Consider the following 12,724-nt stretch of genomic DNA (forward strand, 5'->3'; position numbering starts at 1 on the left):
GGGAACCCCGCACTGCATTCATGCTCATGAATTCTTGCCATCTAAGGCAGGGGCAACCCCCATGCATATGCCGCCTATGACAAAAGCCATGAATAAGTTGCCTCCGACCGAGCTTATGCGCAGGGGCTGCTCGTAAGAGGCAAGGAAGTTTTCTCTTTGCGCCTCTATTTCTTCCGGACTCACTGTCCTGCCTCTTTGCCGAAAGCGCTCCTGCCATCGTTCCATGGCTTGCTCTACCTGCCGGCTTTTGGCATCGGGCTCTACCCAATGATAAAAAGCCCAGCGGCTGAGGTCCCAAGCGGTCATGCCCAAAAAAAGACTCAAGGTGATGGTCCAAAAGAGTTTGCGTCTTTGTGCTTTAGCTGAACGGTACAATACCCGTATGCCGGTAGCTGTGTAGGCAAGCAAGAAGAAAGCAAGCAGGAGCAGCCCGGGGAGCTCTATGTCCCAGAGGTGGTTCAACAAAAACACAAGTGCGTGGGCAAGCCATATCCAAGCGATGGCTTCTATGTCGGGGAGAAAGCGTCGCATGTTCATCGGGTATATAGTTGAAACAATGTTTTTCTTTTGAAATAGGCAATAGCCGTACAAGCCATCAAGTACAGGAGACTTGTTATGAGGTAGGGGGGCAGTAGCTCTGCCATGGGGCGTTGTATAAGCTCCAGCGAAGCCTTGGCAAAGCCGAATGCCGTACTGCAAGGCAGCAGCTCATGTACCGGGATAAGCAGTAAGCCTGCAAGCAGTTGGATGGCGCCCCATATGCGCGTGGGCGGCAGTAGCATAGACAACAACACCACCAAAGACAAATAGCCGATTTGGGTGCCCAGAAAGCCGGTCCCCAGTTGTAAACAGAGCGGTATAGTTTGCGACAAAGAAAAGCCTTTGAGCAGGCTGCTTAATAAAGCATAGAAAAGCATAATCACCAGATAATAGCTACCCAGCAGTAAAGTGCCGGCTTGCAGGCGATGAAGATAAAGCTCAAAAAAATTGACAGGCAGCAGCAGGTATCTTCGTCTTCCTTTTTGTCGTGCTTCTGTGTGTTCATAGAGGTAGAAATAAGCAAAAAAGACAAGCTGTGTAAGCGGTATCAGCCCCATGGCAAATACCGGGATGAAGACGACCCACTGCATGTGGGGACTGAGCCAAGGACTTGCTTCTTGCTTGGCAAAAAGCAAAACAAGCATCAGTAGCAGGGCACAAGCCATGCTCGTGGCAATTGCGGCTAAAGCATGACGGTAGCGTTTTATCCAAAGGCTTTTCATACTTGTTTCATTTGTTTAGTGTATAATAAAAAAGAGCGTGCTTTTGAGCTATCAGGAGAGTGTAGGCAAGCAAAGCAGGCGGCAGCAAAAGCCAAAAGACGGTCAAGGTGGTAAGCGACATGCCGGATAAGATAAATGCCCTGTTCCAAACGACAGCAGGCAAGTAGGCGGGCGGGGTGGGCAAAAGCAAAGCAAGCAATACACTGCCGGTTGTAAGCAAGGGCCAGTGGCGTGGAAACCACAAAAACAACACCACTATAAAGCATAAGTAAAGCAGCAAGACGGGGAGAAGCCGCAGGCAAAATAGCCAAAAGTCTAATGCCGTAGTATGCCGGAGCTCCTCCTCATAGTACAATACACAGCCGCCGAGACTTAGTGAAAATGCCACCCATAAAATGATGGTACACAGGCTTGTCCAAAGCAGCTTGCTTTTAAATACCTCTCCGGGGCGGACGGGCATCCACCATAGCAATGCCCAGTGTGCTTTGGACGGTTTGTCTATGCTTATGGCAGCATGCCATAGTGCGGGGACGACTATCAGCCATAAAGGGGCAAACACCCAAGATCCTTTGGTGAGAAAATAGACAAGTGGCTCTTTGAAGCCGGTATTATTTTGCCACCTTGCAAAAGCCGAATGCCAGAAATTAGCAGCTTTGGTCAGGCTGTATATCCAAGGTGCAAAAGCAACCAATAGTAGTAAAGCCTTGTGGGTGAGTGTATGGCGCTGTTTGAGATACTCTGCTTTGAGATATCGCATATTATGCTTCTTGATGAACTGCCAGGAAAATGTCTTTTATGCTGAGAGGAAGGGGGCTGTCCGTTTCTTGGGCAGCTGCCGGGTCTTCACTTCGAAAAACAATTTCGCCTTCCTTTAAGATTACCCAGCTGTCGGCTACTTCCTCCACCTCATGAAAGTTATGGGTGTTGATGAGGAAGCTTATTTGCTCTTTTTCTTTCAGTTGCCGGATGAGCGCATACCACGACTGCATAAAAGCAGGGTCCAGGTTAGAGGTGGGCTCATCGAGTAGCACCACTTTGGGGCGGTGCAAGATGGCAATAGCCAAGCCCAAGCGTTGGCGCTTGCCCTGTGACAACGCCCGTACACGCTTTTGTCTTTCATCTTGCAAGCCAACCATAACCAACACCTCTTGGATGCGGTTTGCCGTAATGCCGGTTTCTTTGGGATAGTATTGGGCAACCACCCGCAGGTTCTCCTCCACACTCAGGTGGTCATATAGTGCCGGCGTTTCAATAATTCCGCCGATACCCTGCATGTATTTCCTGCGCGGGTGATGACGCAACGAGCAGCCTGCTACGATGGCATCGCCCTCGAAATGCGGGTAAAAGCCGGTCAGTGCACGCATTAGGGTGGATTTCCCGGCGCCATTTTTTCCTAATATGCATACAGCCTGCCCACTTGGCACCTGCAGCACAATGTTTTTGAGTAGTTGTTTGCCGCTATGGTTGACGGAAAGTTTGCGTATATCCAATATAGACATGGTAGGGGTAAGTTTAAAGTCAAAAGATAGCCGTTTGCACTTTAAAAGCCAAACGGCTATCTGCCCTGATTTTACTTGATATACACGTCTGCCTCTACCTTTCTGTTGCACTCCCACAAATCTACGGTGTAGAGACCTATTTGGCAGCTTCCCAACTTAGTGCATTCAATAACAACAGGCTCTAACTCGATTTGAGCGAACAAATGGGGGACGCCTGCTGCACTTGCAAGCAGGGCTAAGGCTAAGATGTTTTTGATCCTTTTCATATGTGTTGAATTTTGGTTTACAGTGCATATATATATATATATATGCTTGCAAGTTTTTTAGTGATTTTTTTTTATTGCAAAATGTTGTAGATGTTATTCACTCTTCTTGTATCCTGCTTCCCTGCTTATGAAGCGCTGCATGAGGGCGATGCCTGCCGGCAGCCGCTTTGTAGTAAAGCCGGGGTGAGATAGGAATATTCCCCCGGAGTATAGCAACAATCTCAATGCTTCGCCTGCCATAAAATACAAAAGCCTTCCTATGCAGGAAGGCTTTATATGTGTTTTTTAGGCTTTAACAAGTAGCTCTTCGGCAGCCTTAAAACATAGCCGCCACCGTGTCGAAGTGCTCAATAAGCAAGTACACTATAGCACCGGCCAAATAACCAATCAATGCCAAGAGTGTCATTTTTCGCAAATACCAGATGAAGTCTATTTTCTCCATGCCCATAACTGCCACGCCGGCCGCCGAGCCAATGATGAGCAGGCTGCCACCGGTACCGGCAGTATAAGCAAGAAATTCCCAGAAAAGACCATCGGTGGCAAAGATGCCCTCAGGGGCAAGGTCATACATCCCCATGGCACCGGCAACCAAAGGCACGTTATCGATGATAGCCGAAAGCACGCCGATGATCAAGTTGATAAATACCGGGTTGTGCAGTGTATTGTCCAGCCATTCGGCCATGGCACGCAAAGCCCCAATCTCTTGCAAGCTGCCAATAGCAAGCAGAATACCAAAGAAGAAAAGGATGCTGGCGGTGTCGATGCGGGACAGAGCTTTGGCAGCCGAAAACTCTTTGCGCTCTTCTTCGTCTTTATCACTGTTGATTACTTCCGATACAATCCAAACGATGCTCAAACCCAACATCATGCCCATATAGGGCGGCAAGTGGGTGATGGTTTTGAATACAGGCACGGAAATAAGTGCGAGTATGCCCGTGATGAGCATGGCGCGGCTGCCGGCAAGATTTTCATATTCGCCGTTGCTGCCTTTGGTGTGCTCGGGGCGTACTACTTCCGCCTTGGGCATCATGAGCGAAGTAACGGCCAGGGGTACCAGCAGGCAAACCAGGCTGGGGAAGAACAAAGAGGTGACCACGCCTTGTGCCGTAATGAATTGTTTAATCCAGAGCATGGTGGTGGTTACATCACCCATGGGCGACCAGGCACCACCTGCATTGGCAGCAATCACTATCATACCGCCGAAGAAAAGGCGACGCTCACGATCGCTGATGAGCTTTTGTGTCAAAGACATCATCACTATAGAAGTGGTGAGGTTGTCCAGTATAGGCGACAGGAAAAAGGTAACCAAAGAGATAATCCAAAGGAGTCTTGTGGCATCTTTGGTGCGTATGCGGTCGGTAATCAGGCGGAACCCTTCATGTACATCTATGAATTCCACGATGGTCATGGCACCCATCAAGAAAAACAGAATTTCGGCGGCTTCTTTCAGGTGCTCACTAAGTCCTTCTTCCACGTGGTGAATATCGTGCGAAAAGAGGGCAAAAATAGTCCAGCAGATGGCAGCAGTGAGGATCGCCGTTGCTGTTTTATTGATGCGTATGGGGTGCTCCAGAGCAATGCCAAGATAACCCACTACAAAAACGGATATGATAGCAATTTCCATAGACAAATATTTAAATTTGGTTCTCTGATGAAAGACAAGCCAAAATTACAGGCAATTTGTAAAAAAGCAAATTCAGTTGTAAGGTTGCGACTTTAAATAGTTTTTTTTGCACGACCTTAACAATGGACCCGGCGGGTCACAGGGAACCTCACTTGACAGTCCGGCGTTTAATGTGTAGATTTGCAAAAAAGTGTGAAGTAATATAAATTCCTTATTAGCAGTGAGCATTCGTTTAGTTGATATTCAGGGGAAATTGGCAGAGGCAGGCTTAAAGGCAACCCAGCAACGTTTGGTAATATATAAGGCGCTGCATGATAGCCGCCAACATTTAAGTGCCGAGCAATTGTACCGTATTATTTTACCCGACCATCCGACCATCTCTTTGGGAACGGTCTATAAAACACTGGATACTTTTGTAGAAAAAGGCTTGATTCGCCGTGTGCCATGCGAAGACGGCACCCTGCGTTTCGATGCCCGCATGGACATGCACCACCATATTTTTTGCGAAGACACCGGCGAAATTATGGATTGGGATGATGCCGAGCTGAATGCCTTGCTTGCAGAATACTTAAAAAAGAAACAATTGCCCGGCTTGGAGGTTGTAGGTGTGCAGCTGCAAATCACCGCGCGCCGTCAGGCATCCAAGCCGGATACAGAAGCATAACTTCTTTTTCATTTAACCGGAATCGTTTTTATTCAAATCAAACCATAAAAAAACAAGACGAACTATGAACTTGGTATTGCAAAAAGCCCCGAAATTTACTGCTCCTGCCGTTATAAACGGCGAAGAAATCGTGGAAAACTTCTCTCTGGAGCAGTATCTTGGCAAAAAATACGTGGTGTTTTTCTTCTACCCGAAAGACTTCACCTTCGTGTGTCCTACTGAAATCTTGGCATTCCAAGAGAAACTTGCTGAATTTGAAAAACGCGATGCCGTAGTGGTAGGTTGCTCTACCGACACCGAAGAGGTGCACTTGGCTTGGTTGAACACCCCCAAGAACCAAGGTGGTATTCAGGGCGTTACCTATCCGCTGGTAGCCGATGCTTCGAAGACCATTGCCATGAACTACGGCGTATTGGCAGGACACTATGATTATGACGAAGAAGGAAATCAAATTTTCGTTGGTGCGCCCATCGCCTTGCGTGGTACTTTTATCATCGACAAAGAAGGCATCGTGCGTCATCAGGTAATCAATGATTTCCCCTTGGGTCGCAACATCGACGAGGCATTGCGCATCCTGGATGCCATCCGTTATGTAGAAAAGCATGGCGAAGTGTGCCCTGCCAACTGGAAAGAAGGTGAAGAGGCTATGAAGCCCAACCGCGAAGGCGTGGCCGAGTACTTGTCGAAGCACTAATCCGCTTGCCCGGTGAAAAGCCGGACAAGAATATAACGAAGGGGCTGCAAAAGCCCCTTTTTTGTTTTGCAGCAAACCAATCTTTTTTTAACTTTGTTTTTAACACGCAGCACCTTAGGGGTGCTCAACCACTGCCGGTTGGGCTGAGAAAATACCCTCACTACCTGATCCGGGTAATACCGGCGAAGGGAACAGGTGCAACAGCAAAGTAAGTGAAGGGGGCATCCCCGCTTTTCTGTTGCTTCCCGGTTGGGCACATCCTCCATAAGGTGCTTAGGCTTTCACCTGCACAAAAAGCATAAGCGCATGCAACAAATACGCATACAAGTAAACCGGGAAGAACGCAGTATCCCACCCCAAACCACCCTCACCGCACTGCTTGATTTATTGGGCATAGAACAACACCGCGGCATAGCCTTGGCGGTGAATGAGCAGGTAGTACCCAAAAGCAAGTGGGCTGAGCATATCCTCCAAGAAAATGATCGTATCACTCTTATCAGAGCCACCCAAGGTGGGTGATTCCTTTTTCATCGTTCAACAATTAAAAGCACTGTTATGAAGAAACAACAACAAAAACCCAATCAGGCGGTCATTACCCGCGAACCATTTCCTTGCTCTCGCAAGATATATGTAGAAGGCAAGTTGCATCCCATCAAGGTGGCGATGCGTGAAATCACCCTGCACGATACCGTGACCAAGTTCAATGGCGTGGAAAAACGCGAAGAAAACCCGCCCATTACCGTTTATGACACCAGCGGACCTTATACCGACCCCAACGTTGAAATAGACATTACCAAAGGGCTACCGCGCTTGCGCGAAGAGTGGATACGTGCGCGTGGCGACGTGGAAGAATTGGAAGCGCCTACTTCCGACTACGGCAAACAACGCCTGACCGACCCCAAGCTGGCGCACTTGCGCTTTGAGCATATCCGTAAACCTTTACGCGCCAAGCCCGGAAAAATTGTCACGCAGATGCACTATGCCAAACAGGGCATCATTACGCCGGAAATGGAGTATGTGGCCATCCGGGAAAACATGCGTATCGATGAGATGCGCTCGAAGAGCAACAAATTCAATGCGCTCTGGAAGCAACACAAAGGCAACAGCTTTGGTGCTTCCATTCCCGAAGTGATCACGCCCGAGTTTGTGCGCGACGAAGTAGCACGTGGGCGGGCTATCATTCCTGCCAACATCAACCACCCCGAATCGGAACCGATGATTATCGGGCGCAACTTCTTGGTAAAAATCAACGCCAACATAGGCAACTCGGCAGTCACTTCATCAATAGAAGCAGAGGTGGAAAAAGCCGTGTGGGCATGCCGTTGGGGCGCCGATACCATCATGGACCTTTCGACCGGTGCCAACATACACGAAACACGCGAATGGATTCTGCGCAACTCGCCCGTGCCTATAGGTACCGTGCCCATTTATCAGGCACTGGAAAAGGTAGGGGGGAAAGCCGAAGAACTCACTTGGGAAATCTATCGTGACACGCTGATTGAACAATGCGAGCAGGGCGTGGACTATTTCACTATCCATGCCGGTGTGTTGTTGCGCTACATACCGCTCACTGCCAAGCGCATTACCGGCATTGTGTCGCGTGGGGGCTCTATCTTGGCGAAATGGTGTCTGGCACACCACAAAGAGAACTTCCTCTATACCCACTTCGAAGAAATCTGTGAGATACTCAAAGCCTACGACGTGTCCATTTCGTTAGGGGATGGCTTGCGGCCCGGTTCTATTGCCGACGCCAACGACGAAGCGCAGTTTGCCGAGCTGGAAACCTTGGGCGAGCTGACCAAAATCGCCTGGAAGCATGATGTGCAGGTAATGATTGAAGGACCGGGACACGTGCCCATGCACCTGATTAAAGAAAATATGGACAAGCAGCTGGAAATCTGCCATGAAGCTCCCTTCTATACCTTAGGTCCTTTGACTACCGACATCGCCCCCGGTTATGACCACATCACTTCTGCCATTGGGGCTGCCATGATAGGTTGGTTCGGCACTGCCATGCTCTGCTACGTAACCCCCAAGGAACACTTGGGCTTACCTAACAAAAAAGACGTAAAAGACGGAGTGATTACCTATAAAATAGCAGCTCATGCTGCCGACCTTGCCAAAGGGCATCCGGGGGCGCAATACCGCGACAATGTGCTGAGCAAAGCGCGCTTCGAGTTCCGCTGGGAAGATCAGTTCAACCTGTCGCTTGACCCCGATACCGCCCGTGAATTCCATGATGAAACCTTGCCTGCCGAAGGGGCCAAGGTGGCACACTTCTGTTCTATGTGCGGACCTCACTTCTGCTCTATGAAAATCACGCAAGATGTGCGCAAATATGCCGAAGAAAAAGGGCTGGATGAGCAAAAAGCCATAGAAGAAGGCATGAAAGAAAAGGCAGATGAATTTAAGTCAAAAGGAAAAGAGATTTATCTCTAAGCCTGGACACTTTGAAGTAGCCGTTATCTGCTCGCCGGAAGACCTGCCCGGTGAGCAGGCATGGCTGCAGGCTCTGTTGGAGGCGGGCGTGGAGCGGTTGCACCTGCGAAAAAAGCATTGGAGTATGTGGCAGACCGCCGCTTTCCTGGATAGCCTGCCTGCCGCTTATCACTCGCGCATCATATTGCATGCCCATCCCGGGCTGTTGAAGCATTACGCCTTGGCAGGCTTTCACGGGAAACAGGCACAGGCAACCAACGCCCCTTTACGCGGTTGTTCGGTGCATAGTTATGAAGAATACGGCGCTCTTTACGCACATTATGACTACCTGTGGCTGAGCCCTTTTTTCGATAGCCTCTCAAAGCAGGGATATGCTGCCAGTGAGGCACTGTGGCAGCCACCGGCGCATTGCCCGCTCGACAAAGTGGTGGCTTTAGGGGGCATCGCGCCACAGCATTTGCCCCGGCTTGCCCGCTTGGGCATCCGCAGAGCGGCCGTGCTGGGCTACATATGGAACGCCAAAGACCCTGTAAAAGCATGGAAAACACTTCAAAATATTCAGATGTAGCACGCTTGCACTTTATCACTCAAGGCGATACACCGGACGAACACCTTCGTCAGATAGAGGACGTACTGGCAGCGGGTGTACGTTGGGTACAGCTGCGCATGAAAAAACAACCTTTGACGGTGGTGGAAGAGACCGCCCGCCGCGCCTTGGAAATGACACGGAGTGCCGGCGCTTGCCTTATCCTGAACGACTATGTGGAGGTCGCTGCCCGCACAGGAGCCGATGGCGTACATGTAGGAAAAGAAGACATGCCTTTGGCAGAAGTATTGGAGCATATGGGGCAGACAGCTTTTGTTGGTGCTACTGCCAATACGTTTGAAGACATACAAGCCCATGCGCGCCACCCGCTTAGCTACGTGGGGCTGGGGCCTTATCGTTTCACCCGGACCAAAGAAAAACTAAGCCCAGTTTTGGGTTTGGAAGGCTACCGGCAAATTGTGCAACAAATGAAAACAGCCGGCATACAGCTGCCCGTCATTGCTATTGGCGGCATTCGCCTGGACGATATCCCTGCCTTGCTGCAAACAGGCGTGTGGGGCATTGCCCTTTCTTCCTTGATAGCACATGCACCCGACCGGAAAGCACAAGCCCGCCGGGTGCTCGATGCCATCGAAGCGGCACTGCTTCGCTCATCCAATCATTCATCATAAAAGCAGAAAAAACCATGTTGAAAATAGCCGATAAAGTATTTCATTCGCGTTTGTTTACGGGCACCGGCAAATTTAGCAATGCCCGTGTCATGCAGGAAGCTCTGCAGGCCAGTGGGTCGGAACTGGTAACTGTCGCTTTGAAACGGGTGGACATGCAAGAAAAAGACGACGATATTTTGCCCTACTTGAACTGGGAAGGCCTGAACCTGTTGCCCAATACGTCGGGCGTGCGCACGGCCGAAGAGGCAGTGTTTGCAGCCGAGCTGGCGCGCGAGGCGCTGGAAACCCACTGGGTGAAACTGGAAATACACCCTGACCCGCGCTATCTGATGCCCGACCCGGTGGAAACACTCAAAGCCACTGCCGAGCTGGCAAAGCGCGGCTTTGTGGTGCTGCCTTATGTGCATGCCGACCCGGTGTTGTGCAAGCGTCTGGAAGAAGCCGGCGCCGCCGCAGTCATGCCTCTGGGGGCACCCATCGGGAGCAACCTCGGCTTGGAAACCAAGGTGTTTTTGGAAATCATCATTGAGCAGAGCAACGTGCCGGTAGTAGTAGATGCCGGCATAGGTACCCCTTCCGATGCCGCTTGGGCAATGGAGTTGGGCGCCGATGCCGTCTTGGTCAATACGGCAATAGCCGCTGCCGATGACCCCGTGTTGATGGCCAAGGCATTCCGTTTGGCAGTGGAAGCCGGGCGCATGGCTTATGAAGCTAAACCGGCAGCTGCAGGTCTCAAGGCTTCGCCTACCAGCCCGCTTACCCAATTCTTAGACGAACTTTAATCTTTCACAGCTATGAGCTTTAGAGAAATATTTGAGCAGCATTCGTGGGAGGCAGTGCAAGAAAGCATATACAGCAAAACGAGCGCCGATGTGGAACGGGCTTTGGCAAAAAGAAAGCGCGACATAGAAGACTTTAAAGCGCTTATTTCACCTGCGGCGGCGCCTTACTTGGAACAGATGGCACAGCTGAGCCACCGGCTTACGGTGCAGCGCTTTGGCAAGGTCATTAGTCTGTATGTGCCTTTTTACTTGTCGAACGAGTGCCAAAACATATGCACCTATTGTGGGTTTAGCTTCACCAATAAAATTCCGCGCCGTACACTGAACGATGCCGAGATACAGCGCGAAATAGCAGCTATCAAGGCCATGGGCTTTGAGCATGTGTTGCTGGTAACGGGCGAAGCCAACAAAACAGTGGGCATGGATTATTTCGAACATGCCTTGGACCTGATAGTGCCCCATTTTGCCAATGTATCGATGGAAGTGCAACCGCTCGATGAACCGGATTATCGCCGTTTGGTTGCCAAAGGGGTGTATGCCGTCTTGGTGTATCAAGAAACCTACAGACAGGCGACCTACAGAGAATATCACCCCAAAGGGAAAAAGTCAAACTTCTTTTACCGCCTCGACACGCCCGACCGCTTGGGGCGTGCCGGCATTCATAAAATAGGCTTGGGGGCACTCATAGGATTGGAAGACTGGCGCACCGACAGCTTCTTTGTGGCACTGCATTTGGACTATCTGAAACGGCGCTACTGGCAAACAAAATACTCTATCTCTTTTCCGCGCTTGCGCCCTCATGAAGGGGAGTTTGAGCCCAAAGTGCATATTACCGACCGCGAACTGGTGCAGCTCATTTGCGCTTACCGTCTGCTTGATGGCGACGTGGAGCTCTCACTCTCTACACGTGAGTCGCCCAAGTTTCGCGATCACGTCTTGAAACTGGGCATTACTTCGATGAGTGCCGGTTCGCGCACCAATCCCGGAGGATATGCCGTGGACCCGCAAACGCTTGAACAGTTTGAAACCGACGACACACGCAGTCCGCAGGAGGTGGCAGCCATGATTCGCCGTCAGGGCTACGAGGCAGTATGGAAGGACTGGGATGCTTCTTTGTTTTTAAATCAAGCCAAACATGCTTTCGACAGAAGAAAACTTACGATATGACAGGCACTTGCGCCTGCAGGGCTTTGGTTTGGATGCCCAACTGCGTCTAAAGCAAGCCAAAGTGTTGGTGGTAGGTGCCGGTGGCTTGGGATGCCCCGTGTTGCAATACTTGGCGGCTGCCGGGGTGGGCACCTTGGGCATCGTCGATGGCGATACCGTCTCTTTGTCTAATCTGCAGCGCCAGCCACTTTACACCCCCGCCGACATAGGCAAAAATAAAGCAGAGACCGCAGCGGAGCGTTTAAAGGCTTTCAACCCCTTGATAGCCTATGAGGTTTATCCCTTCTTTTTGACGGCAGACAATGCCATTGACTTGATTGCCCGTTTCGATGTGGTAGTTGACGGAAGCGACAGCTTTGCTACGCGCTACCTGGTAAACGATGCCTGTGTGATTGCGCAGAAACCATTGGTTTATGGAGCAGTCTTTCGTTTTGAAGGGCAGGTGGCGGTTTTCAACTATAAGGGAAGTGCTACCTACCGTTGTTTGTTCCCCGAGCCCCCTTTGCCACACGAAATGCCGGCTTGCAGCGAAGCAGGTGTATTGGGCATATTACCGGGCATTGTGGGCATGTGGCAGGCCAATGAAGTCATTAAATTGCTGACAGGCATTGGTCAACCCCTGGTAAACACACTGATGACCCTTGACTTGCTGACGAACCAAACGAACTGTTTTCGGTTTTATGCAAATCCGGAAAACCTGCAGCTTGACCGCATACGTCCCGTAGAGTGGGCTTGCTCTGCCGACACGGTACGGACATTAAAAGCAGAGGATTTTTTGCGTTGGCAGGCAGAGCAGAAGCCTTTTGCCTTGCTGGATGTGCGCACGGAAGAGGAGTATGCGCAGGAAAATATAGGAGGGAGTTTGTGTCCTTTGTCACAGGTGGAGCAACAGTTTGTACCGCCTGCTCATACACAAACGGTGGTAGTGCTTTGTCAGGGGGGCGTCCGTGCACGACAGGCAGCAGCGCGGCTTCAGCAGCTTTATCCACAACATGAATTTTGGGTGCTTGAAGGCGGGCTGAACGCACTGCGGCAATATCAAGCGGCGCACTCTAAGTGACAAAAGGCTGCTTTTGTCGTAAGTGCGCCATATGAAGAGAACTGTTATC

15 protein-coding genes and 1 riboswitch are annotated in these 12,724 nt (G+C 50.5%); of the genes, 9 read left to right on the forward strand and 6 right to left on the reverse strand.

From position 1 onward, the window contains the following. Window positions 1-24: 24 nt before the first annotated feature. The 6 genes from K384_RS08585 to nhaD all read right to left on the reverse strand — a co-directional run bounded on the left by K384_RS08585 (window position 25) and on the right by nhaD (window position 4,651). A complete protein-coding gene (locus K384_RS08585) occupies window positions 25-531 on the reverse strand; it encodes a hypothetical protein (protein ID WP_157630107.1) in 507 nt (168 codons plus the stop codon). 2 nt (window positions 532-533) lie between these two features. Beyond that, window positions 534-1,262 carry a hypothetical protein gene (locus K384_RS08590; protein WP_038031438.1) on the reverse strand — a complete coding sequence of 243 codons (729 nt, stop codon included), beginning with the start codon at window positions 1,260-1,262 and terminating at the stop codon, window positions 534-536. Window positions 1,263-1,269: 7 nt separating this feature from the next. Beyond that, window positions 1,270-2,019, reverse strand: coding sequence for a hypothetical protein (locus K384_RS08595; RefSeq protein ID WP_038031439.1), 750 nt, complete (start codon window positions 2,017-2,019; stop codon window positions 1,270-1,272). A gap of 1 nt (window position 2,020) precedes the next feature. Continuing rightward, window positions 2,021-2,761: an ABC transporter ATP-binding protein gene (locus K384_RS08600; protein WP_051633270.1), complete on the reverse strand. Its 741-nt coding sequence runs from the start codon at window positions 2,759-2,761 to the stop codon at window positions 2,021-2,023. A 71-nt stretch (window positions 2,762-2,832) separates the two neighbouring features. Continuing rightward, complete coding sequence (locus K384_RS08605) at window positions 2,833-3,027, reverse strand: hypothetical protein (RefSeq protein ID WP_038031440.1); 195 nt, start codon at window positions 3,025-3,027, stop codon at window positions 2,833-2,835. A 316-nt stretch (window positions 3,028-3,343) separates the two neighbouring features. Continuing rightward, window positions 3,344-4,651, reverse strand: coding sequence for a sodium:proton antiporter NhaD (gene nhaD, locus K384_RS08610; RefSeq protein WP_038031441.1), 1,308 nt, complete (start codon window positions 4,649-4,651; stop codon window positions 3,344-3,346). Between the two features lie 220 nt (window positions 4,652-4,871). On the opposite strand from nhaD, the gene K384_RS08615 reads away from it, so the two are divergent. The 9 genes from K384_RS08615 to moeB all read left to right on the forward strand — a co-directional run bounded on the left by K384_RS08615 (window position 4,872) and on the right by moeB (window position 12,675). Beyond that, entirely contained in the window at window positions 4,872-5,315 is a 444-nt protein-coding gene (locus K384_RS08615) for a Fur family transcriptional regulator (protein WP_038031442.1), read from the forward strand. Window positions 5,316-5,379: 64 nt separating this feature from the next. After that, on the forward strand, window positions 5,380-6,009 hold the full coding sequence (locus K384_RS08620; protein WP_038031444.1) for a peroxiredoxin: 630 nt from the start codon (window positions 5,380-5,382) through the stop codon (window positions 6,007-6,009). A gap of 106 nt (window positions 6,010-6,115) precedes the next feature. Beyond that, a riboswitch (TPP riboswitch) is annotated at window positions 6,116-6,218 on the forward strand. Window positions 6,219-6,315: 97 nt separating this feature from the next. Further along, window positions 6,316-6,528, forward strand: coding sequence for a sulfur carrier protein ThiS (thiS, locus tag K384_RS08630; protein ID WP_071837480.1), 213 nt, complete (start codon window positions 6,316-6,318; stop codon window positions 6,526-6,528). 36 nt (window positions 6,529-6,564) lie between these two features. Next, window positions 6,565-8,448, forward strand: a complete 1,884-nt coding sequence (gene thiC / locus K384_RS08635) for a phosphomethylpyrimidine synthase ThiC (protein ID WP_051633271.1) — start codon at window positions 6,565-6,567, stop codon at window positions 8,446-8,448. After that, window positions 8,411-9,016, forward strand: coding sequence for a thiamine phosphate synthase (locus K384_RS08640; RefSeq protein ID WP_038031447.1), 606 nt, complete (start codon window positions 8,411-8,413; stop codon window positions 9,014-9,016). Before thiC ends, K384_RS08640 begins: the two co-directional genes overlap by 38 nt. After that, window positions 8,986-9,666, forward strand: coding sequence for a thiamine phosphate synthase (locus K384_RS08645; RefSeq protein ID WP_038031449.1), 681 nt, complete (start codon window positions 8,986-8,988; stop codon window positions 9,664-9,666). The genes K384_RS08640 and K384_RS08645 overlap by 31 nt, the downstream gene beginning before the upstream one ends. Before the next feature lie 14 nt (window positions 9,667-9,680). After that, entirely contained in the window at window positions 9,681-10,448 is a 768-nt protein-coding gene (locus K384_RS08650) for a thiazole synthase (protein WP_038031450.1), read from the forward strand. A gap of 12 nt (window positions 10,449-10,460) precedes the next feature. Continuing rightward, window positions 10,461-11,615, forward strand: coding sequence for a 2-iminoacetate synthase ThiH (thiH, locus tag K384_RS08655; RefSeq protein WP_051633272.1), 1,155 nt, complete (start codon window positions 10,461-10,463; stop codon window positions 11,613-11,615). Next, window positions 11,584-12,675 (forward strand): HesA/MoeB/ThiF family protein, encoded by a 1,092-nt coding sequence (moeB, locus tag K384_RS08660; RefSeq protein ID WP_038031451.1) that lies wholly within the window; start codon window positions 11,584-11,586, stop codon window positions 12,673-12,675. Before thiH ends, moeB begins: the two co-directional genes overlap by 32 nt. Window positions 12,676-12,724 lie beyond the last annotated feature (49 nt).

It is taken from the genome of Thermonema rossianum DSM 10300, assembly GCF_000426825.1.
In the GTDB taxonomy this organism is placed as follows: Bacteria; Bacteroidota; Bacteroidia; order Cytophagales; family Thermonemataceae; genus Thermonema; species Thermonema rossianum.